The organism is Altericista sp. CCNU0014, assembly GCF_044923475.1.
Classification (GTDB): domain Bacteria; phylum Cyanobacteriota; class Cyanobacteriia; order Thermosynechococcales; family Thermosynechococcaceae; genus JAAURS01.
Genome location: NZ_CP137338.1, coordinates 1671695 through 1693939, shown reverse-complemented (window position 1 = coordinate 1693939; position 22245 = coordinate 1671695). Strand labels below are relative to the sequence as shown.

Sequence of the window (22245 nt, the reverse complement as noted above, 5' to 3'; positions counted from 1 at the left end):
AGGCACAAAGGGTTGAGGATAGTGTACGTTTAGTTGTAACAGTAAAGCAGTAAGCCTGTGGTCCCCCTTCGCGATAATAACCCTACTCGAATTGTCCCAGTTGTAACCTACGCCATTATTGCCATCAATATTGCGGTGTTTGTTTACGAGCTCAGTTTGGGACCGCAGCAGCTAGAATCGTTTTTTCGCGTGTGGGCTATCGTCCCTCGCGCGTTGACCGCATCTTTTGCGGGAGAGCCGACGGGATTGCCATTCCCAGCTTGGGTGACGCTGTTTACGTCACAGTTTCTGCATGGCGGTTTTTTGCATATTGCTGGAAATATGCTGTTCCTGTGGATATTTGGCAACAATGTTGAAGACAAGCTCGGTCACGTTCGGTTTCTGATTTTTTACTTGGCTTGCGGCGTTTTGGCCGGACTCGCTCAATGGTTTTTCAGCGCGTACTCAGCGATCCCCTCTTTGGGCGCTAGCGGAGCGATCGCCGGGGTCATGGGCGCTTACATCCTGCGATTCCCTCAGGCTGAAATTTTAACGTTGGTCCCCTTGGGCTTTTTTATGTGGACGTTTCGGGTCCCTGCGTTTTTCTTTTTGGGCTTTTGGTTTGCACAGCAAGCCCTGTACAGCTTTGCTAGCCTCAACGTACCCACCAATGTCGGCATGCAGAACGGCGGCATTGCCTACTGGGCGCATGCGGGCGGTTTTGTCTTTGGTGCCATTTTAGGACCGCTGCTAGGGCTTTTTTCGGATCGCTCCAATGAATATTAGGCTAGGGTCGGCTTCCGGCTCGATCGCTACATTCTAATGTACGCTCGATCTCCGTCGTTACGAGGAAAGGTATAAAGCAGCGGTGATGGATGGTGGAGCGGTAGAACAGCTACTCGAAGACTTAAAGAATTCTGAGCCTAGAGTGCGCGATCGCGCAACGCAGTCTCTCTGGGAACTTTGGTTTTGGCAAAAAGGCGCAACGGGCCTAGAACAGCTTCAGCGAAGCCAAGAACTTCTAGAAACAGGAAAACCCGAAGCAGCAGAACAGCTTCTAAACCAACTGATCGAACAATTGCCAGACTTTGCGGAAGCGTGGAACCGCCGTGCGGTGCTGTACTATACCCAACACAAATATACTGAAGCGCTCCAGGACTGCAAAGCGACCCTTCAACTCGTACCTTTTCATTTCGGCGCGCTGCACGGCTTGGGTTTGTGCCATGCAGCTTTGGGGGACTATCGAGCTGCAATTCAAGCCTTTCACGAAGCCTTGAACGTACAGCCCTACGCGCTGATCAATCAAAAGCTGATGCTAGAATGCCAAGCACTGCTGTAGCGCTCCCGAGAAATAGAAGGGTTTTACCGACTACACGAGAGCGGGCTGACTCTGAGCGGGAAGGTGAAGTTCGGAGTCTAACCAACTGCAATCGATTTCGCAGGAATTGTTAGGACTTTCGATAAGTTTGACGCGATCGAGGACGGCCCCCAACGCTTGAATAGGGGTTTTGAGCAGTCGGGCAATATAGACCGCAATATTTTCAGCGGTGGGTACCACGGTTTCAAAGTGGGGGATGTCTTTATTTAAAAAGGTGTGGTCTAAAGGCTCTATGACTATTTCCTCGATAACCTCGTGGAGCTTGACTAAATCCACCAGCATTCCGGTGCGAGCGTCGACTTCGCCCTTCACCGTCACTTCTAAGTGATAGTTGTGACCGTGGCCGTTGGGTCGGGCGCATTTGCCATAGATTTCTGTATTTTCTTCGAGACTGAGGCTTGGCAACGCTAAACGATGGGCCGCGCTAAAGTGAGTCCCGACGGTGAGATAGGCTTCCATTCCAGCTCCTTTATACTCTGCCCACAGGCGAGGATGTTCGTATAGTTGAATTTTAACGAGGGGCAAATGCGGCGCTAGCCGCTGCCAAATCAAACGCGCGAGATTTTCGGTTGTGGGCAAGGTATGACTGAATTCGGGCCAAACGTCGTTTAGATAGGCAAAGTCAAGTTGGCTCGTAACTTCTTTTTTGATGACCTGCTTGACGTCCGATAGGTTGAGCACCATACCGTACCGATCTAGTTCTCCCAACATCGAAACGTAAAGCTCGTAGTTGTGCCCGTGCCCCGGAGACCGAGCGCAGGCTCCAAATTGTTCTTGATTGCTTTGTTCCGTTCGATCTGAGAACCAATACCTGTGACTGGCAGAAAATTCAGCACGTCGATTAATAATGCATTGCATAAGAGGGCAAGCTAAGTGAGCGATTCGCAACCGAGATTTAAAATGTGAGGTTGCGATATATTCCTTAATATTTTAGCGCAAAGCTGCGCGAGCTGACGGATTTTATCGCGAATTAGTGTTAAATCTCTGTTAACGGTATACGTGTATGCTGCGGTGTGCAGTAGGTTAGAGAAAGATAGAGGGTAGTAAAAAACAAGTTTTTAAGAACAGTATCGGATCGGGCAAAATGCAAACCCACGGGCTTCGAGACTCATGAAAGCTGCTTTCAAGATCGTCATTATTCCTTGTTCGCTAGCGCTAATGTTGTTAGGTACAACCTCTGAAGCATCAGCGCGATCGCCGCGCGCCAACGTAACTCTACAAGCATCGAACCACCTCCAGCAAGGGAAAGCCAAAGTACGACGGGGCGATTATAAAGGAGCGATCGCCGACTTTACGCAGGAGATTCAGCTCAACCCTCGTTCGACGGAAGCATACATTAATCGAGGGCTGGCCCACCACGATCTAGAGGACTATAAAAATGCGATCGCGGATTTTAATAAGGCACTAGACCTCGATCCCTGGAATTACAAAGCATTGTATAGCCGAGGCGAAGTGCGCACCGATACGGAGGATTTCCAGGGTGCGTTTTTGGACATTAATAAGGCTATCCAGATCAACCCAAGGTATGCAGAAGCCTACAACCATCGCGCAATGCTATACGGCGAGTTTAAGGGAGACATCGCTCGGGCGCTGTCCGATCTCAACCGCGCGATTAGACTCAAGCCTACCTATGCAGATGCTTACTACAATCGCGGCAAAGCGCTCTCGGATCTGGGTAAATACAGAGGAGCTGTGGCTGACTACACAAGGGCCATCGTGCTCAATCCTAAGTTGGCTGAAGCTTACGGTAGCCGAGGTACCTTGCGCGCTCAGATGGGAGAAAAGCACGCAGGGCTACAAGATTTACAGGAGGCGGCTAAGATTTTTTCGCAGCAGGATGACCCTACGCGGTATCAGCAGACTTTATTGCTGATGCAGCAGGTTCGGCAAATCGAGAAGCCTTACAAATAAGCTCCGATTTTTTCCATCGTTTTAACGTTCCAAGAACAGGTGCGGCGATCGCCGACCTGATTGTTGACGAACGGATATGGGTATACGATGCTATAGCAAGGCGTGTTCCCGCAGATAGTGAGCCTTTATCTATCTCTTTTGTTATTCTTGAAGGAGAGGCGAGTAGACCTTGAAAACGATTATTTTCTGCTCCTCATAGACTTTAATGAGCCTTTTGATGGTTGTAATAACCTAGCTATCCGTTAAATACTAAGTATTTCTGGCTTGGGTTGACTGCTAAGCAGATTTTTGCATTTCTGTATTTCTCCTGGAAATACAGGTTTACTGGGTTAGCCGATGCTGAACTGCTCGATCTACAGAGCGTTCGATCGATCTCACCTGTCTGCGGAGCAGTTCGGTATAAGTTGAATTACTAGGAGTTTTGTCGTTTAAAGCTCTTACATCGCCTTAGTTGCAGCATATTTTGGAGATGTCATTAAAGTTCGAGCATCGCTTTGACCGTTGCGATCGTTTCGTGAGTAAAGGTTCTCCATCATCAAAATCATGCCTCGACCTTAGAAATTGCTAGCATTATTTTAGTTTTAGAATTTATATGAACTCTAGATATAGTTTGAAGATTTCTTATTTCCAGAATTAATTGAAATCGTTAATCATTAAAATTAGTCTTGGGGAGAGAGATTAATGAAGCTATCTAAGATCGAAGAAGATCGTCTAAACATGCTTCGCGAGTATCAAATATTAGATACCTTACCCGAGGAGCATTTTGATGACCTAACGCGTTTAATTGCTTATATCTGCAAAGTCCCGATTGCCGCAATTAGTTTGATAGATGACCAAAGGCAATGGTATAAATCCAAATTAGGATTTACTTCTTCAGAAGAGCCTCGCGGCATTACATTTTGCAATTATACTATCTTACAGAAAGATATCTTTATCATTTCAGATACTTATAAAGACAAACGATTTAGAGACAACCCTTTTGTTATCGGCGATGCAAAAATTCGTTTTTATGCGGGTGCTCCTCTATTTACACCTAACAACGTAGCGTTGGGAACTTTGTGCGTTCTCGATCATAAGCCACGTCAATTAGATGACGAACAAATTCACGCACTCAGCGTTTTAGCTCGTCAAGTTGTTACGCAGCTTGAATTAAGACGAAATATTTACGAACTCCAAAAAAATGTAGAAAAGCGTCAAAGTTCGGAAAAACAACTTTTACACTATGCTTGTCATGATTCACTTACTGGAATGCCAAATCGAACGCTTTTTGTGGATAGATTAAAAAAAGAGTTTTTAAAATTCAAAGAAAATAATAATTATTTTTTTGCGGTCTTGTTTTTGGATCTCGATCGCTTCAAAATTGTCAATGATAGCCTAGGGCATCTAATTGGAGATAAGTTATTAATTAACACAGCCCTTCGCATAAAGTCGTGCTTGCGCAACGATGATACCTTAGCCCGACTGGGTGGCGATGAATTCGTTATTTTGCTCAAAGACATAAAACGATTGCAGGATGCCATTGATATCGCAAATCGAATTCAAGAAATAATTTCGGCCCCCTTTAATTTAGATGGACTTGAAGTTTTTACAAGCCTTAGCATTGGCATTGCCTTGAGCGACACCGCATATCATGATTCTGATGAGATTCTTAGAGATGCCGATACAGCTATGTATCGAGCAAAAGAGTTAGGAAAGACAGGTAAAACACGATACGCAGTATTCAATGCGGAAATGCATCAATCTGCCGTTGCGTTAATGTATTTAGAAAATGATTTGCGCAGAGCAATTGAGCGGCAAGAATTTCAATTATATTATCAACCGATTGTTTGTCTAGAAAGTGGTTGTTTGTTGGGGTTTGAGGCTCTTATACGTTGGGAGCATCCAACACGAGGTTTGCTTTCCCCTGGCGAGTTTATACCTGTCGCTGAAGAGAATGGTCTGATTATTCCGATTGGCTACTGGGTTATTTCTGAAGCCTGCCGTCAGCTAAGTCTATGGCAAAGTAAATACAAAAACTATAATCTAAAAATTAGTGTTAATCTTTCAAGTCATCAGTTTTCTCAGCCTGATTTGGCAAGCGAGATTTTTAACATATTACAAGAAAACAACCTTGATTCTTATTACTTGAAGATAGAAATCACAGAAACAACTCTTATGACAAATGCTGATTCCGCTTCCACATTACTCAACGAGCTTAAAAAAATAGGAATTGATATTTATATGGATGATTTCGGGACCGGATATTCCTCGTTGAGTTATCTCCATCAACTTCCCGTACACACGCTCAAGATTGATAAATCGTTTGTCAATAGCTTACAACAGGATAACGAGAAAGCTAAAATTGTTAGCGCAATTCTTACTTTAGCCCAAAATTTTGGTTTCAAAGCAATTGCTGAAGGAATTGAGACAGAACAACAATTTATGACCCTTCTCAATCTTAAATGTAAGTACGGTCAAGGGTATTTTTTCTCTAAACCTTTAGATAGAGAATCAGCAGAAGAAATATTTATGAATCTCGATTATCGCTTCAATCTCTACGAGGCACTACAAAATTCACTTTAAAGTATTTATCCCTCTTGTAGAAACTGTAAAATCTCCCTTTTGGTCTAAAGACTTTCGCCCCTGCTGGAGGAGGCTCTCCATCGGTTGTATCTACAGAAGACGCCAAGTAGGTTACGGTCCCTACCAAACCTAAAAACTCAGCCCGAGCGTTCTGTTAGATAAAACCTGTATTAGTCCAAGCAAGCGAGCTGTAAGGAACGAATTTGCCTTGACTGTCTGTTCGACATTGCGATACCCTATGAGCGATCGCGACGGATACCAAAACCCATGCCCCGAGATCTCAGCGAGTGCCAGAACCTTGTGGAATTGGGTTCAGCAGATCCTATGGCATGTGCACAAAGCAACTTGGGCGCGCCCATTCGTTCGCTCATCTCAATCTGACCCAGCTACTACCGCTAGAGACATCCTGAGATATCCATCCATGTAAATATGTTAGCTAGCTGGTGGAGATGGGAACCCTAGAAGCATAGAAAGCAGATATCTTTTCTGGAAGCTCAGCTTAGAAAAGGATGTCTTTTCTATAAAAAAGCATATTTATTACTTGTAATCATATAATTTGTAGCCCGATCGTACGAGCGGGGCTATCGTTATAGCGAAACAATACAAACTATTTTATAAAATCATAAAAATAGAGGCATTTTAGATTTATTCAGATCGAGACTCCAATCTCTTAAGGACTTTAGCCTTACAGAAGATTGGCTCTTACGAGATATACAGCTTCGCTAGTTTTCGATTGGTTAATTTTCAATAAAAATTAATAATTGACTTATTTTTTAGTGTTGATGGTCGATCTGAAATCGAAAGTGTCAATTATATTCTGAGACACCAATTGTTGGTTTTCGAGAATATAAACGACACGATTGTTTCTATTGAGGTATTAATATGTCCATGCTTGAATTGCTTGACAGAAGAAACTCATTCAGTTCGATTTCGTCGCCCATAAAAGTAACAAACTCGATTGCGAAACAAGATATTTTAGATCTAGTAGATGGGAAATATGCTTGTTTGCGCATTCCAAATTATTATCCAGATTGGCTCTGTTCTCAGCTCTGCCAAAATCTACTAAAGTTGCCCGAGTTTTCTAGATATTTGAGAGCAAAAGATGTAGGAGTGCAACGTACAGGCCTTACATTTTTTGAAACAAAAGGTGATGCGAACCTTTTAAATCAATACTATTCTGAGGCCAGTAAGATGTGTGCGGCTATACGCAACTCATGTTTTCCATACCTTGCACCGATTGATAAACTGCGGCTCGAACTGGAAGAGAGGTGGCCGATGGGAGCTCGTCTAGAAAATATACATGGAAAAACGATGATGGTTGGCATTGTAAGAATGTTCGAAGAACATTTTGAACTACCTCCCCATCAAGATGTACTTGCCCGCGATATGAATGAGGATTTAGATCGGGTACTCCTTCAGACTCAGCTATCTGCAAATATATATTTGCAAGGTGCACGCTACGGTGGCGAGTTAGAAGTATGGAAAGAGAATCCTTGCCAAAAAGAATTTCTAAAACTTTCTAAAGATGGATTGCATCTGGATCCAGACAAACTCTCTAATCCAGAAGTTTCTATCAAGCCTATGACAGGAGATCTCATTTTGTTTGACTCTGGACGCGTACATGCTGTTCGGCCATCAGTTGATGGTACGCGTGTTTCAATGTCTTGTTTTGTTGGCTATCGAGGTCAAAAGATGCCACTAACTTATTGGAGTTAGAATGCCTTTGGGCAGTAACAGCACTTTTTGTCCGATCTTTTCTGTAAAATCTGCATGTAACTAAAGATTCGCTCTGATAGTACAGACTTTTTAGTCTGTACTATCAGCTGCGGTTTCAACTGCTGATTTTGCCGAGCTTTCGCTCCTTAATAAATTTATTTGTTTGCTATTGGCATTGAATCAGGAAAGCATCGAAAAATTAAAATTGGATCGATAAATTATAAGATCGAGTTATTTTTTAGGAAATAGCAGTACGATATATTTGACCTTCATTTCTAAAGGCTTCCAATTCGGATCGGTTGAGGGCCTCAAAACTTCTCCGGTCATAGCTTTGTATTGCTGAGGGAATTTTTTATCCGCACCTTGTTTGGGTGCCAGTTGCACGATAACTTTACCAAAGTATTGCTCTAATTTTGTATTGGTGAGCGGAACGATACCTGAATAGGGTCCGCCCAATCCCACAATTTCGAAGGGGCCTAGTTTTTGCTGAAGTTCGGCGATGGTCATTCCAACTCGGAGTCCGGCGGGGAGTTTCCAGCCGGGACCCATTTCGATGGTCTCGTAGGGTTTGGTTTTTGTTTTGTCTTGCCAGACTACGATAAAGGAAAATTCTGGCCCGAGATTGACTTTTGTCCCAAATTCGCGCTCGGTTTCTTCTGCATCGGGCGGGCGCACGTCGGAAAGCTTATCAGCACCGTAAATTTTAACCAGATCTTGATAGGTAGTTTTAGCTGTAATAGGTCCAACGCTAACCCCTGGAACGATCTCGGTGTTGAGGTGAGGAGCGGTTTTACTTTGGGCAAGGTTGTTGGGGGTATTTCTAGAAGGAGGGATTTGAGCGGTGGCGGCAGGCTGTAACCCTGCTAAAGCCAAACCAACGAAAATAATCCCAATTCCAATGCTACGGGCTGATGGCGTTAGGCAAGTCATGGAGCGATTTTATTTTATTTCAAGCTTTATTGTAGTTAAAAAGACCGTATAGCTAGCGATTTGTTCCTTTCCGGCATGAAATCTCAATTTAGACGCCTTGACTGAGCCAGGCGATCGCCTCGCGGATCCAGTCATCTGTGTTGGCGGTTTTAGACAGTGCGGTTTTTTGCCCGACCGTTTTGAGCGCATCGATCACTTCGCGAGTGCTGTAGCCTAAGGCTAAGAGCGTCATTTCAACCTCAGCTTGAATTTCAGCCGCTGGGCCGGGGAGGGGAGCGGTCGCGAGTCCGGCTTGTTCGCGCCATTCTGCTAGCTTGGTTCGCAGTTCTAGGGCAATGCGCTCGGCGGTTTTAGCACCTACGCCAGGAGTTTTGGACAGTAATTTGGTGTTGCTGCTGACGATCGCCTGGATTAGATCTTGGAGTCCAAAGGTATCGAGGAGGGCTAACCCTAGCTGCGGGCCAATGCCGCTCACGCTAATCAGTTGGCGGAAGAGGTCGCGTTCGGCGGCGGTGCTAAATCCAAAGAGGATCCATTGATCTTCGCGGACTTGCAGATGGGTGAAGATCTGAAGGCTGCCTCCTATTTCGGGGAGTTGTTGGATCGTTCGGGTTGGAATTTGAATGTCGTAACCGATGGCATTGACATCTAGCGTAATGAAGCTGCGCGGGCTGGAACTGCGCTGGAGGTCAGCTAGATGACCGTTGAGATATCCAATCATGATCGATTTCTGGGTTGGGCAAAGTTGCTATCCTTCAGAGGATATCTGAGTTCACCGATCTGCTGACGCCGATGGTATGGATTCAATTTCGGGGTAAGGTCAGGCTTGAGGTACGACGATCGCCTGGACGGCAATAGCCATCTAGCGCCTGACGCGTTAGGCTGTTCTACAGCATGGAAATTTGTTCGGTTACGCTCAAAAATTTCAAGATCCACGCCGATCGCCATTACGAGTTTCTTCCCGGCACCAATGCAATTTGCGGCGAGAACGGTGCGGGAAAAACCAGCATTTTAGAGGCGATCGCCTGGGTTCTCTTCGACCACAGCGACTACACGCGAGGCGAGCTCATTCGCACTGGGGCCAAAAGCGCCCAAGCGACCGTTTGCTTCATTTCCCAAGCGGACGAGCGCGTCTATGAAGCGCGGCGCTGCACCAGTCGCGGCTACGAGCTACACGACCCCCAACTCAACATCAACCTGGGGATGCGCAAGCTGGAGGACGTACAGGCGTGGCTCCGGGAGCATCTTGGAGTCCCCCCCCTCACCGATTTAGCACGACTGTTTGCGGAAACCATCGGCATCCCGCAAGGAACGTTTACAGCAGATTTTTTGAAGCGTCCTGCCGATCGCAAAAAAATCTTCGACCCGATTCTTAAGGTTGAAGAGTACAAGCAAACCTACGATCGACTGCGCGATCTAGAAACCTACGCCAAGGCGCAGGTCAACACCCTGACCCAGCAGTTGGCAAACTACGAGCAACAGCTCGCCGATTGGGCCGACCTTCAGCAGCAGGCCGATACCTTGACAGCAGCCATCGCCCGAGATGAAGCGCAGATCGTGCAACTCGCCCATCAAATCGAGGCGCTCCAGGTCCGAGTCGATCGATTCGCGGCAGCAGCGACGCAAGTCCAAGCATTAGAAGGGCAAGTCCGTCAGCTAGAGCTTCAGATGGCCAGCAAGACAGAAGCCCTAAAATTATTGGCGGCGGCCTGTTTGAGCGCCCAAAAAGCAGTCGAGGTGTGCCGCGTCAGGCGCGAGAGCTTTCACATCTACCAAACAGCCCAGGACGCGCTAAAGCAGCTTTCCGAGCAGCGACGCCAGCAGCAGACCGTCCTCCAGCAGCGCGAAGAACTGCGCCGTCAGCTACGCGATCGCGAGGTGGAAGTATCCCAGATCCAAGGACAGCTCGCCACCTTTGCCGAACTTCGCCAAGATTTAGCCCAGTGGCAGGCGCTGGTTCCCCAGCAGGAGCGTTTAGAGCAACAGCTCAAGCAATCGCTTCAAGCCCTTCAAACGCTAGAACCGTTAAAACTTCAGCACCAAGCATTCCAAACGCAACAGATCCAGCACCAAGCATCCTTAGATCGCCTCAAGACAGAGATTGAAACGCTGCTTCCCTTGGCCGATCGGGTCGAGCAAATTCCCCAACTAGAGCAGCACCGACTTCAGATTCAGAATCAATTGAGTCGGATGTTTGCAGGGCAGGCTTTTGCGGGGGAGTTACAGTCAACGGTAGAACCAGCCCAGGCCGCCTACCATCGCTATCAGCAGCAGGCGGCGGCGGCCAAGATGCTCCTCGATCGAGCACTGCCCTCCCATCCTGATTTAGCTTTTTTGCAGCAGGCGATCGAGTCCGGCATTACGCTCAATGCTAAGATTTTGCGATCGATCCAAACGCTCCTCCAACCCTTAACCGATCCGGCAGCAACGGCATCCCTAGAGCAACAGTTGCACCGCATTGCAGAAGTCCTCCAGACAGCTCAGCACCAACAGCAGCAACTAGCCGTTTTACCGCTGAAGCAACAGCAGTATGCAGAAGTTCAACAGGCACTAGAAATGCTTGAAGAACAGTGCGAATCCTGCGATCGCCAACTGGCACAAGCCCTACCATTGCAAACCCAAGTCGCCGAACTCGAAGCCGAACTCAAACAGCTCGGCGATCCCAAAGCCAACCTGCGGCTCCTCCAGCAGCAGCTTCAGCAAGCAGCAAAGCTTCAAGATAAGGTAGCGCGGCTTCAGATCGGCCTCACGCCCATGCAGCAGGAAATGATGGGTCTTGAAACTCAAATTGCAGATTTTGCCAAATTGGACGCCCTATTGGAGGAGCAGCAGGTATTGGCGCAAACCCACCAAGCTGACCACCAGCTTTACCTGCGCCATCGAGAAGAAGCCAACAAGTATCGGGAACTGGCTCCGCAACAGACAGAAGCTGAAGCAACCTTAGCGGCACTTCAGTTGCAGGTAGAGCAGCTTCAAAGCCAACTTCAGGAGGCTCAACAATTTTACGATCCGCAGCAACATCTTTTGCTCAACGCCAATCTAGAGCAGCTCAAGCAGCAAAACAACCAGCTTCAGGGCGGCCTCGCCCCTCAGAAATCGCAGCTTCAAGACCTCATCCAACGCCTTCAGGATCGGCAAGCCTTAGCCGAACAGCGCGATCGCGATCGTTTGATTCTAGAGCAGCGACGGGGAATTCTTCAGTTCGTGGGAGATGCCCGCCATATCTACAATCAAAGCGGACCGCGCATTACCAAATACTACCTAGCAGAAGTTTCTAGAGAAGCCGATCGGCTGTTCCGAGAATTGCTAAACCGAGACGAGGTCACGCTAGAGTGGACCGAAGACTACGAAATTAGCGTGCGGGAACGAGGCTACTGGCGCAGCTTCAAGAGCCTATCCGGCGGGGAGCAAATGTGTGCGGCGCTTGCGGTTCGCTTAGCCCTGCTCCGGGTGCTGGCCAATATTGACATTGCCTTTTTCGACGAGCCGACCACCAATATGGATCGACAGCGCAGACGCCAACTTGCTGAGGCCATCAGCAACCTCAAGGCCTTTCGGCAGCTCATCGTTATCAGCCATGACGATACCTTCGAAGCCGTCACCGAACATGTCATTCGCATCGAGCGTTAAGGTCCGAAGCGGGCACCATTGTGCGTTCATCTTTTGTGCGTTCGTCTTTCCACCCTCCTTAAATTGTATTGAATTTAATGGTATTGAATCCCCAAACATTTACGGTTCTAGCGCTCCATCGCATATCTTAGACAATTGCGAAGGCTAGTAGACAGCACCCCTAGGGGCAGTAGAAGATAGAGGCAAGGGGTGCGTGAGGTTTGCGCAGTATCCGGATGACTCTATGCAAAGCACTGATGTTTTGGGCGTTCGACATTTCTACGAATTGACATCCCCCGTTGGGTCTGGCCCTGTCTTAGTATTTATTCACGGGTGGTTGCTGAGCCGTCGCTACTGGGAGCCTTTAATTCGGATCCTTTCTCCCTATTTCCAATGTTTGACCTACGATCTCCGGGGGTTTGGCGAGTCCGGTAACGAAGATACTTTGGCAGTCAATTCCGTGGACCTCAGAACGGCGATCGCCCTGGGTCAAGATGACTCCTTCGTGCAATCCTGCTTGGTCAAAAGCATCCAAACGCCCTACACGCCAGCCGCCTACGCCCAGGATCTCGTCCTCCTCCTGAAGCAGCTCGATATTTCGCAGGCTTGGCTGGTGGGACATTCTTTGGGCGGCAGTATTGCGCTATGGGCAGCAGGCTTAGCCCCTCAGACCATCGCAGGCACCGTCTGCCTCAACGCTGGCGGCGGGATTTACGTCAAAGAAGCCTTCGATCGATTCCGCAAAGCTGGCGAGCAAATGATTGCGGTGCGTCCCCCTTGGCTCCCTTCAGTGCCGTTCCTCGACTTCGTCTTCAGCCGCATTATGGTGCACCAGCCGCTAGCGCGGCGGTGGGGGCACCAGCGGGTCGTTGACTTTGTGTCAGCGCACGCAAAAGCCGCGCGGCGATCGCTCCTCGACTCTACCTTGCCGGAAGAAGTTCATTTATTGCCCCAAGTTGTGGCGCAGTTGCAGCAGCCCGTTTACTTTTTGGCAGGCCAACAGGACCGGGTGATGGAGCTAAAGTACGTTTACCACCTGGCCAGCTTTCATCATTTGTTTCAGGCTGGCGCACAAAACGTCATTGAAATCCCGCAGTGCGGACATATGGGAATGGTGGAACAACCCGAGGCGATCGCCGCCGCCCTTCAACAGATCGTAAAATCGCCGAGTCTTAAAGTTCCATCTCAGTCGGCTGTCCCATTTGCGCCTTACCCAACTGAAATCGACGAATCCAGCGCGTCAGAGACCAAATATAAATAAAGCAAAAGCTGGAAATAACAGCGCCTAAAAATGCCTTTACCGTCGTCTTAAAAAGCTTCAAACGCCGTTCTTGAGCCGCAGTATTCACTTGCTTGCGGACGGCTGGTTTTCCCCTGGCAATTGTCTCTAACAGTTCTTGTTTGAGAGAAGGAAAATCTTGGCTGGCCAAATTTGGCGGCAGTGCTTGGCCGCTGAATCGACTGAAGAGAGCGCTCAGCTCTGGCTTAGACGCAGCTTTGCTCAATCGCTGTTCGATCTGCTCGATCTGGGTCATGCGCTGGTCCATTAAGGTATTGGTCTGCCCCAAGATCGAAGCATCGTAGCGAAAGGTATCGACGACCAACAGCGGCAGCAATAAAAGATAGCCCATTCCCGCAACTAAAGCAGCCGAGGAAAACCCCTTCAATAGCAAAATTTCAAACTTGAGCCTGAAATCCAGGTCTTTATAGAAAACTAAGGCCAGACCAATTAAAGGAACGGCCACGCGTTCCACCAATTCTGTAATGAGCTGAATTTCCCATTCAGGGTTCATAAAGCGAGGTGGAATCAAAAGATCGATCGCATCCAAGATTGACAGCAGTAAAAGCACGTAGCCAACCAGCCGCAGCATCCTGATGGTTGAACTCCGAGGCTGAGAATTAGATTTGTCAAACATGGTGCAAAGTTCCTGTTTATTGAGGCTGGACAGCCCACTTGCTGCGGCTCTTGCAATGCAAGCAGGCTGACAATTTAGGCGGAAAGAGCCAAAGGCAACGTTATTTTATCCTGCTTGTAGAGCGCCATCACGTCTGAGATTGCCAATCTCGACTGCGCGCCCAGCCCCAAGGACGATCGATGCCCCAACTGCAAATGCGCCGCCGCCGCACAGGCCACCATTGCCGCATTATCAGTACACAACGCCAGTTTAGGAAAAATGACCTGGAGTCCCTGGACTTGGGCGGCAGCGCTCAGGTGCGATCGCAACCCGCTATTGGCCGCCACCCCTCCGCCAATCGCAACGGTTTGCAGCCCATAATTCAACGCGCATCGCACGGTGCGGCGGGTCAAGGATTTCGCGATCGTATGCTGAAAACTCGCAGCCAGATCTGCCACGGGCAAGGGGATAGACTTGGCCTCAAGGGATTCAATCAAGCGGAGCACGGCTGTTTTGAGTCCGCTGAAGCTGGTGTCGTAGGGATGGTAGCCCCCTTCCGGCAAAGAGATATTGCCTTCGGGCAACGGAAAAGCCAGAGGATTTCCCGCCTGGGCCGCCCGGTCGATCGCGGGACCGCCTGGGTAGCCTAACCCCATCAACCGTGCAACCTTGTCAAAGGCTTCGCCTACAGCATCGTCGCGGGTTTGGCCCACTATTTCGTAGATACCGCAATCCTTCACGACAATCAGGCTGGTATGCCCCCCAGACACCAAAAGGCACAAAAAGGGAGGTTCTAAATCGGGCCGTTCTAGGTAGGATGCATAGATATGGCCTTCCAGGTGATGGACCCCTAAGAAAGGCTTGTCGTAGAGCATCGCTAGAGTTTTCGCAGTCGTCAACCCCACCAGCAGCGAGCCCATCAGACCGGGCGCGCAGGTCGAGGCAATCCCGTCAATTTCGGCCCAACTCAAGCCGGACTGCGCCACCGCAGCCGCGACCGTGGCATTAATCGTCTCGACATGCTGGCGGGATGCCACCTCCGGTACCACCCCGCCGAAGGGCTGATGCGTCAGAATCTGGGACGATACGACGTTACTCAAAATGTGACGTTTTTTAACAACTGCCGCTGCAGTTTCGTCACAACTCGTTTCAATTGCCAAAACAGTAGCCATTAGCTGGTAGTTTTTTGAATGAGTATGCCTATTCTCTCAAACCTTCACCCTTTACATGACAGATTGTTTTGTAAGGTTTTACAGAGAGTGTGAGTCTGTAGGCAACCTATAGCGAAAAGTCTTTTTTGCTTTTATGACTGGCTTGTTGTGTAAATAAAGGGAAACAACTCTATGCGTCGATTGTTTGCTCTCATTTTAGTTTTTACCCTGTGGTTGGGTTTTGCGCCATCGGCATCGGCAGATGTGGCAGGCCTGACCAAGTGCAGTGACACGCCTGCGTTTCAGCAACGGGCCAAGACCGCCCGCCCCACCACCGCGGATCCCGATTCTGGAGCCAAGCGGTTTGAGCGTTACGGTCAAGCCCTCTGCGGTCCTGAAGGCCTACCTCACCTCATTGTGGATGGTCGTCTCAGCCATGCTGGCGACTTTTTGTTGCCGAGCATCATGTTTCTTTACATCACGGGCACCATTGGCTGGGCGGGTCGTTCCTATTTGATCGCGGTTCGCAAGGGCAAGGATGCAGCAATGTCAGAAATTATCCTCAATCTTCCGTTAGCATTTAGCTGCACGGTTGCTGCTGGACTATGGCCCCTATTGGCTTTAAAGGAATTCACCTCGGGCGAGATGTTTGCCAAAGACGGCGAAATTACGGTTTCTCCCCGTTAGAGCACCTCAGTTCGCTGTTCCTTTCCGACTCTTAAACATCCATTTGGAGAACCCCATGGCAAGATTTTTGGCTTCTGCCCCTGTCGTAGCCGCAATTTGGTTTACCCTGACGGCGGGGATTATGATCGAATTCAATCGGTTTTACCCCGATTTGCTATTTCACCCGCTTTAATCGCGATAAGTCCGAGCAGGTCTGAATTTTCTGTGTGGAAAATGAAAGATTTTTCTCGAAAACCTGAATCTCTAGCAGTGTCATCTCATTTTATTGACTTCAGCGGTTGTTAAAATGAGATGGCTTTGCGTTTTTATTGTTGTCACCCAACCTTATTGAAAGTAGAAAAATCCATGGCAGTAGACGTTATTAAAGCTCCGGGCGATCCGCAAATTGGGAACTTAGCCACTCCCATCAACTCTTCGGAGTTCACCAAGGCTCTCATTCAAAACTTACCCGCCTATCGCATCGGGTTGAAGCCGTTTCGTCGCGCCCTTGAAATTGGAATGGCTCACGGCTATTTGCTCTACGGTCCCTTTGCAAAGCTAGGGCCGCTTCGCAATACTGAAATTTCTAGTTTGGCGGGCGTGCTGGGCGCGTGCGGGCTGGTTGTGATTTTGACGGTTTGCCTCTCACTCTACGCGGGCAGCAAACCGGATGCACCGATCGGCAATTTGGCAGCACCTGCCCCGACCGATCTAGATTCTGAAGGTTGGAATGAGTTTGCAGGCGGTTTCTTAATTGGCGGGATTGGTGGAGCCGTTTTTGCTGGTGCCATCATATGGATTGGGGATGCATTTTCCGCCATTATCTAGCTGAGCGACGCCAGTGACTGAAGGTTTCGACCCACGGGTAAGCCGCCGATCGCAGCGGTCTATCCAGATTCAGGTGCCGATCGTGTCGGCACGGCAAATGCGGGAGATCGAGTCTCTCATTTTTGCGGGTGGAATGCCAGTTGCTGCGCTCATGGAAAAAGTAGGGGGTCTGATTGCAAGTCGCGTTCAGGCCCTTTTTCCGTTGGAGGTGTTTCCTTCCGTTGGGATTTTGGTCGGACCGGGTCACAATGGAGGCGATGCCTTGGTCGTGGCGCGAGAGCTATGGGTGCGGGGCTATCATGTGCGGATCTATCAGCCCTTCGAGCGCTGTAAGGATTTGACGGCAGCCCACGCGCAAGTTGCACGATCGCTCTTTGCAATTCCCTTCTGCACTGGCGTCGAGGATCTGTCCGCTTGCCACGTTTTGGTGGATGGGCTGTTTGGGTTCGGGCTGGAGCGGGCGTTAGAGGGGGCGATCGCCGAAACCATCCATACGATCAACCAATGGGATAAACCCACGATCGCGATCGATTTACCCTCAGGCATTCATACCGATACGGGGGAAGTTTTGGGGGCAGCAGTCCGCGCTACCCACACGCTTTGTTTGGGACTTTGGAAGCTAGGGTTGATGCAAGATGCTTCCCTTGAGTGGGCGGGGCAGCGAGAGCTCGTCGATTTCGATATTCCGTGGGCGTGCATTGAGGCGATTCCGGGCGAGCCGCTTGCCGTTCAGCAACTCGTTGCCCAGGAGATGGTGCGGCAACTGCCCTTAGCGCGATCGCCCGCTACCCACAAATACAAACAAGGTCACCTGCTGCTCGTCGGCGGTTCTCAGAAATATCCCGGTAGCGTCATTTTAGCGGGACTCGGCGCGCGCGCCTCTGGCGTGGGAATGTTGACGATCGCCGTTCCGGTCAATCTAAAGCCCCTCGTTGTCGCGCGGCTTCCCGATGCCGTCGTCGTCAGTTGCGAGGAGACGGAGCGCGGGGCAATTGCTCGGCTTCCCGAGGATTTAGAGTTGGGACGATTTGATGCGATCGCCTACGGCCCCGGCGTGACAGCGGAATCTACGACGGTATTGGAGCAAGTATTAGAGCGCGATCGCCCATCTATCCTCGATGCGGACGGGCTCAATTTACTCGCTCGACTGGGGGTAGAACAGCTGCAAACCCGGACGGCCATTACGGTTTTGACTCCCCACGCTGGAGAATTTCAGCGATTGTTTCCGCAATTGGCTGACACTTCACCCCTTGTTGCCGCTCGCCAAGCCGCTCGAATCAGTCGCGCCGCGATCGTGCTAAAAGGAGCCTGCACGACGATTGCAGCGCCTGACGGTCGGGCTTGGGTTAACGCTGAAAGCACGCCCGCTTTAGCTCGCGGTGGCAGCGGAGATGTTTTGACGGGTGTGATGGGCGGATTGATGGCCCAGGCCCAACGGCAAGGACGATCGCTGGAGTCTGCCGTGCAGGTAGCCGTGTGGTGGCATGCTCGCGCGGGATGTTGGGCGGCTCGGCAACATACGTCGATGGGCGTGAATGCCGAAATGCTTGCGGAATCGTTGATACCCGCCCTGAAGGCGGGCTTGGGATAGAGCGGTTGGAAGAATGCCGTATTTCCACGGAGAACGGATCGCGGCGATCGCCACAGCTCGACCCGATGCGCTTCTTAAGACTCGCACGGGTTTCAGACCGCATTTGCAACCGCTGACGATGCCCCCAAATTCGATCGACAGGAAACGCCTCTGCAAACTTACGGAATCTCGATCGCGAGTTAATTGTCATGAATCCCTGACAATACAAAAAACCTCGAAGCGACTGGCATCAGAACATCTGTACGATCTTGCCAACCTGTTTTATCCGCGTAAACCCAGAGAGATGGATGTAGAGACACAGACTAAAGTTCAGTATTAATCCAGTATTAATATCGGTTGGCCTGCTCAATGATGAAGGAGTAGTTCAGTTCAGCGAAACAGGTTTGAGATTATGTTCACCAGTTTACTCGCCGAAGCTTTAGCTGTAACCGCCGACAACCTCAGCATGACCGCCACGATTTTGGCCTGCACGGAAGCAGCCGCTGAAGAACTCAGCGAAGAAGCCAGACAGCGCCTCAGCATTGTCCAAATGGGTCTTTCAATGGCACTCCGAGCAATGGAACACGAAGAACTCCAGCAAATTATGCAACAGTCAGATTCTTACGTGCCATCTTGGTCTTCTTTGATTTAGGGATATACGACTTAGGGATGTACCGCACGCGACCCACCAGACGCATCTTTTAGCCTTCAACGGCCTACCTACCCTTTAGGTAGATAGCACCAGCCTTCCCGTACGAGGGCATCCTGAGTGTAAGAAGAGCCTCGCCCATCCATTCTTCGAGCGGGTATCCTTCGTTCCAACCCTCATGGATCGCCACGGGCCTTAGATTGTGCATCACTTTTTAGTTATTTGCGACCGTTTTGGCAAGCGGACCATTCCCTTAGAAGCAGACAGTTATTCTATCGGGCGAGATTCGCGCAGCTCGATTCTAGTGTCTTCTCCAGCTGTTTCCCGGCACCACGCCACCCTGGTGAGAACAGCGGCGCCCCATTCGTCTGAGATCTCCACCTTCCGCCTCGTTGACGGCACTTTAGAGGGGCAGCGCAGTACCAACGGCATCACCGTTAACGATCGCGCGTGCGACAGTTACGGCCTCCAAAATGGCGATCGCATTGCCTTGGGCGAACGGGTTCAGGCCCAATACTTCGCAGCCGCCAGCATTCAAGAGCTAGCGGCTATCAATCCCCAACTTGTCTCAGCCATTACCATCCCCCCCAACGCAGCAGAAGAACTCAAGGGACGCGATCGCCTCCTCAGCGAAGTCATTGCCGCCCGCGACCTACACTTTTCAAAGCGGATCGAGAGGTTGCTCAACATGGGGTGCGAGTGGTTTGGCCTAGAGTACGGTCTATTCTGCGAATGGTCTAACAACTCGCCCAAGGTTTTAGCGCAAGTACACTACAACCCCACCCCGACCCACACCCCAGTCACCTTCGATCCGTCGTCACTCTGCGATGGTGTTTTTTTCGAACTCTGCGCTTTAACCGCCAAGCACGACTCCCCCATCGATTACGAACATCTTGGTTTTGCAGAACAATCCCCGGAGGGATCGCTATTTTCCAATGAAGATCGATCCTTCCGGTCTTGGTTTAGTATTCGAGTGACCAGTGGCAAACAGGCCCACTGGCTTCTATGCTTTGGCAGCGCAACACCTTCGCCTGTGACGTTTCAGCCTTTTCAAAAAGATTTGCTCCGGTTTATGGCCCAGTGGGTTGGGAGCGAAATGGAGCGCCAGCAGTACCAAAACGCAGTTCAGCAGCAGCTCAAGCAAACGGTTTTACTCAAACAAATTACTCAAAAAATTCGAGGCAGTTTAGAGACCTCCCTCATTTTTCAGACCACGGTCGATCAGGTTGGCAAAGCGTTTCAGGTCAGTCGCTGCGTGCTCTGTACCTATACCGAACACCCCGAGCCTAAAATTTTTTGCGCTGCCGAATATCGAAAAGATGGAGTCGTCTCCATGGCCGACGTAGAGATTCCAGTCGCGAACAATCCCCACGCACTCACGACATTGCATCAAGAATCAGCAGTGGTTTCGGAAGATGTATCTCAAGAGCCTTTGCTCGCGCCCGTCCATTCGCTGTGCGCGCAACTCGACGTTAAGTCCATGCTTGCCGTTCGGACCTCCTATCAAGGCAAACCGAACGGCCTTCTGAGCCTGCATCAGTGCGATCGCCCTCGTAGCTGGCAGCCGGACGAGATCGAGCTGCTCGAAGCCGTTGCAGCCCAAGTCGGGATTGCCCTCGCCCAAGCCCAACTCCTAGAACAAGAAACGGCCCATCGCAAACAGCTTTCCCAACAAAACCAAGATCTGGTTGTTGCCACCCGCGCCGCAGAGGCAGCCAGCCGCGCCAAAAGCGAATTTCTGGCCATGATGAGTCACGAGATCCGCACTCCCATGAACGCCGTGATCGGCACCTTGGATTTATTGCACGTCACGCACCTCAACCCCCAGCAAGCGCAGTATCTCAACATTATTCGCAACGGCAGCGAAGCGTTGCTGACGTTGCTCAACGATATTTTAGACTTTTCTAAAATCGAGGCTGGCAAGCTTCAAATTGACAACCATACGTTTAACGTTCGCGCCTGCATTACTTCAGCCATTGAATTATTGGTGCCTCAATGTCATGAAAAAGGGCTGGCGCTGAAATGGTTTATCGACCCGGAGGTGCCCCAGCAGGTTGAAGGAGACAGCTATCGACTGCGGCAAGTTCTGACAAACCTGATTAGCAATGCGATCAAATTTACGGATGCGGGTCAGATTTCGATTCGAGCGATCGCCCGCCGCCCCGATCCGTTTTCCCCCCGCTACGAACTCCAGTTTGCGATTCGAGATACGGGCATCGGCATTTCTACCCAGCAGCAAACGACGCTGTTTCAGCCCTTCAGCCAGGTCGACACCTCCATCACGCGCAAGTACGGCGGCACCGGGTTGGGCTTGGCCATCAGCCACCAGTTGACGCGTTTAATGGGCGGTCATCTTTGGGTAGAAAGTCGGGGGAGTCTCGGGGGCGATCCGCCAAACCAGTGGCAACCCTTTTTGAATCCCCTTCTGCAAGGAGGTCCGACCGCTTTGACGCTGGAGACAGGCCCTGGCTCGACCTTTTATTTTACGATTGCCACTAAGTCTATTTCCGTTCCCGACCCCGTCCCTCCCCTGCCGACCCGCGCTCCCGCTTCCCTAACGGCTGCATCCACAGTTATTGAAAAAACGCCAGTCCTGCTTGTCGAGGATAATCCAGTGAATCAAACGGTCGCTCAATTCATGCTGAAGCAGCTTGGCTATGACTTCAAGGTTGCCAATAACGGCGCTGAGGCCGTTGCAGCTCTACGTCAAGACAATTACAACCTGATCCTGATGGATATTGAAATGCCGATAATGGACGGGATTTCTGCCGCTCGGGCCATCCGCGCGGAATGGCAAAGTTCTCAGCGTCCCTACATCATTGCCCTGACTGCCTATGCCATGACGGACGATCGCGATCGCTGCCTGCAAGCCGGGATGCAGGATTATCTTACCAAGCCTTTACGGATTCAAGATTTAGAAGCGGCGCTCCAAAAGGGCGAAAACTCCTTATTCTTAGAATTAGGACAAAGCGCTTTATCAGACGATCCATCTCCTCTGCCCCCAGAAACAGCGATGATTCTCGATCCATCTGTCCTCGACGGATTTTTGCAAATGGTCGGTCCCGATGCAGCGGCAGAGCTTTTGCGGGAACTGCTGGATGCCTACGCTCAAGACGTGCCGCAGCGGCTGGCGGCCATCGAGACGGCAATCGCCCAAGCCAACCCGGAAGCCCTGCGACAATCTGCCCACGCGCTCCGTTCCGGCAGCGTCAATCTAGGTGCGGTTCGGGTAGGACAGCTTTGTCGCGATCTAGAGCAAATTGGCAAATCGGGCACTACGATCGGGGCGCGGGAACTCTATCCCCAGATTTCCTCAGCCGTGGGTCAGGCAACGAGCGCCCTCGAACGCGCGCATGAAAACCTCCGATTGACCGCCGTACCCTAGCCGACCGAACCCCAGC

Annotated in this window: 19 protein-coding genes; 14 read left to right on the top strand and 5 right to left on the bottom strand. The window is 50.2% G+C overall.

Features of this window, described 5'->3' with window-relative positions; genetic code table 11:
• Positions 1–57: 57 nt before the first annotated feature.
• Positions 58–765, top strand: a complete 708-nt coding sequence (locus R6H26_RS08510) for a rhomboid family intramembrane serine protease (RefSeq protein ID WP_404789987.1) — start codon at positions 58–60, stop codon at positions 763–765.
• Between the two features lie 85 nt (positions 766–850).
• Positions 851–1318 carry a tetratricopeptide repeat protein gene (locus R6H26_RS08505; protein WP_404791257.1) on the top strand — a complete coding sequence of 156 codons (468 nt, stop codon included), beginning with the start codon at positions 851–853 and terminating at the stop codon, positions 1316–1318.
• A gap of 30 nt (positions 1319–1348) precedes the next feature.
• Here the strand turns inward: R6H26_RS08505 and R6H26_RS08500 are convergent, their stop codons facing one another.
• Entirely contained in the window at positions 1349–2215 is an 867-nt protein-coding gene (locus R6H26_RS08500) for a 6-carboxytetrahydropterin synthase (protein ID WP_404789985.1), read from the bottom strand.
• Between the two features lie 252 nt (positions 2216–2467).
• Here R6H26_RS08500 and R6H26_RS08495 point away from each other — a divergent pair, with 252 nt between their 5' ends.
• The 3 genes from R6H26_RS08495 (at position 2468) to R6H26_RS08485 (ending at position 7546) form a co-directional block, all read left to right on the top strand.
• Entirely contained in the window at positions 2468–3268 is an 801-nt protein-coding gene (locus tag R6H26_RS08495) for a tetratricopeptide repeat protein (protein WP_404789984.1), read from the top strand.
• A gap of 681 nt (positions 3269–3949) precedes the next feature.
• The gene (locus tag R6H26_RS08490) at positions 3950–5830 is read left to right on the top strand and encodes an EAL domain-containing protein (RefSeq protein ID WP_404789982.1); all 1881 of its coding nucleotides are present in this window, start codon (positions 3950–3952) and stop codon (positions 5828–5830) included.
• Between the two features lie 882 nt (positions 5831–6712).
• On the top strand, positions 6713–7546 hold the full coding sequence (locus R6H26_RS08485; protein ID WP_404789980.1) for a 2OG-Fe(II) oxygenase: 834 nt from the start codon (positions 6713–6715) through the stop codon (positions 7544–7546).
• A gap of 231 nt (positions 7547–7777) precedes the next feature.
• Here R6H26_RS08485 and R6H26_RS08480 read toward each other — a convergent pair whose 3' ends face one another.
• Together R6H26_RS08480 and ruvA are read right to left on the bottom strand one after the other, a co-directional pair.
• Positions 7778–8476 (bottom strand): hypothetical protein, encoded by a 699-nt coding sequence (locus R6H26_RS08480; RefSeq protein WP_404789978.1) that lies wholly within the window; start codon positions 8474–8476, stop codon positions 7778–7780.
• A gap of 88 nt (positions 8477–8564) precedes the next feature.
• Positions 8565–9197, bottom strand: coding sequence for a Holliday junction branch migration protein RuvA (ruvA, locus tag R6H26_RS08475; protein ID WP_404789977.1), 633 nt, complete (start codon positions 9195–9197; stop codon positions 8565–8567).
• A gap of 173 nt (positions 9198–9370) precedes the next feature.
• Here ruvA and R6H26_RS08470 point away from each other — a divergent pair, with 173 nt between their 5' ends.
• The gene (locus R6H26_RS08470; RefSeq protein WP_404789975.1) at positions 9371–12106 is read left to right on the top strand and encodes an AAA family ATPase; all 2736 of its coding nucleotides are present in this window, start codon (positions 9371–9373) and stop codon (positions 12104–12106) included.
• 223 nt (positions 12107–12329) lie between these two features.
• The gene (locus tag R6H26_RS08465) at positions 12330–13346 is read left to right on the top strand and encodes an alpha/beta fold hydrolase (RefSeq protein WP_404789973.1); all 1017 of its coding nucleotides are present in this window, start codon (positions 12330–12332) and stop codon (positions 13344–13346) included.
• On the opposite strand, the gene R6H26_RS08460 is transcribed toward R6H26_RS08465, so the two are convergent.
• Positions 13258–14001, bottom strand: coding sequence for an HpsJ family protein (locus R6H26_RS08460; RefSeq protein ID WP_404789971.1), 744 nt, complete (start codon positions 13999–14001; stop codon positions 13258–13260). The genes R6H26_RS08465 and R6H26_RS08460 overlap by 89 nt on opposite strands.
• A 74-nt stretch (positions 14002–14075) precedes the next feature.
• Positions 14076–15152, bottom strand: coding sequence for a tRNA (adenosine(37)-N6)-threonylcarbamoyltransferase complex transferase subunit TsaD (gene tsaD / locus R6H26_RS08455; RefSeq protein ID WP_404789969.1), 1077 nt, complete (start codon positions 15150–15152; stop codon positions 14076–14078).
• Positions 15153–15323: 171 nt separating this feature from the next.
• Here tsaD and R6H26_RS08450 point away from each other — a divergent pair, with 171 nt between their 5' ends.
• The 7 genes from R6H26_RS08450 (at position 15324) to R6H26_RS08420 (ending at position 22229) form a co-directional block, all read left to right on the top strand.
• Entirely contained in the window at positions 15324–15818 is a 495-nt protein-coding gene (locus tag R6H26_RS08450; RefSeq protein WP_404789967.1) for a Photosystem I reaction center subunit III, read from the top strand.
• Between the two features lie 55 nt (positions 15819–15873).
• Complete coding sequence (psaJ, locus tag R6H26_RS08445) at positions 15874–15990, top strand: photosystem I reaction center subunit IX (protein WP_404789965.1); 117 nt, start codon at positions 15874–15876, stop codon at positions 15988–15990.
• Between the two features lie 173 nt (positions 15991–16163).
• The gene (locus tag R6H26_RS08440) at positions 16164–16625 is read left to right on the top strand and encodes a photosystem I reaction center subunit XI (protein ID WP_404789964.1); all 462 of its coding nucleotides are present in this window, start codon (positions 16164–16166) and stop codon (positions 16623–16625) included.
• 73 nt (positions 16626–16698) lie between these two features.
• Positions 16699–18216: an NAD(P)H-hydrate dehydratase gene (locus R6H26_RS08435; RefSeq protein ID WP_404791255.1), complete on the top strand. Its 1518-nt coding sequence runs from the start codon at positions 16699–16701 to the stop codon at positions 18214–18216.
• Positions 18217–18229: 13 nt separating this feature from the next.
• Positions 18230–18535, top strand: a complete 306-nt coding sequence (locus R6H26_RS08430) for a hypothetical protein (RefSeq protein WP_404789962.1) — start codon at positions 18230–18232, stop codon at positions 18533–18535.
• 72 nt (positions 18536–18607) lie between these two features.
• Positions 18608–18847 carry a hypothetical protein gene (locus R6H26_RS08425; protein ID WP_404789960.1) on the top strand — a complete coding sequence of 80 codons (240 nt, stop codon included), beginning with the start codon at positions 18608–18610 and terminating at the stop codon, positions 18845–18847.
• Between the two features lie 199 nt (positions 18848–19046).
• Complete coding sequence (locus R6H26_RS08420; RefSeq protein ID WP_404789958.1) at positions 19047–22229, top strand: response regulator; 3183 nt, start codon at positions 19047–19049, stop codon at positions 22227–22229.
• Positions 22230–22245: the final 16 nt, after the last annotated feature.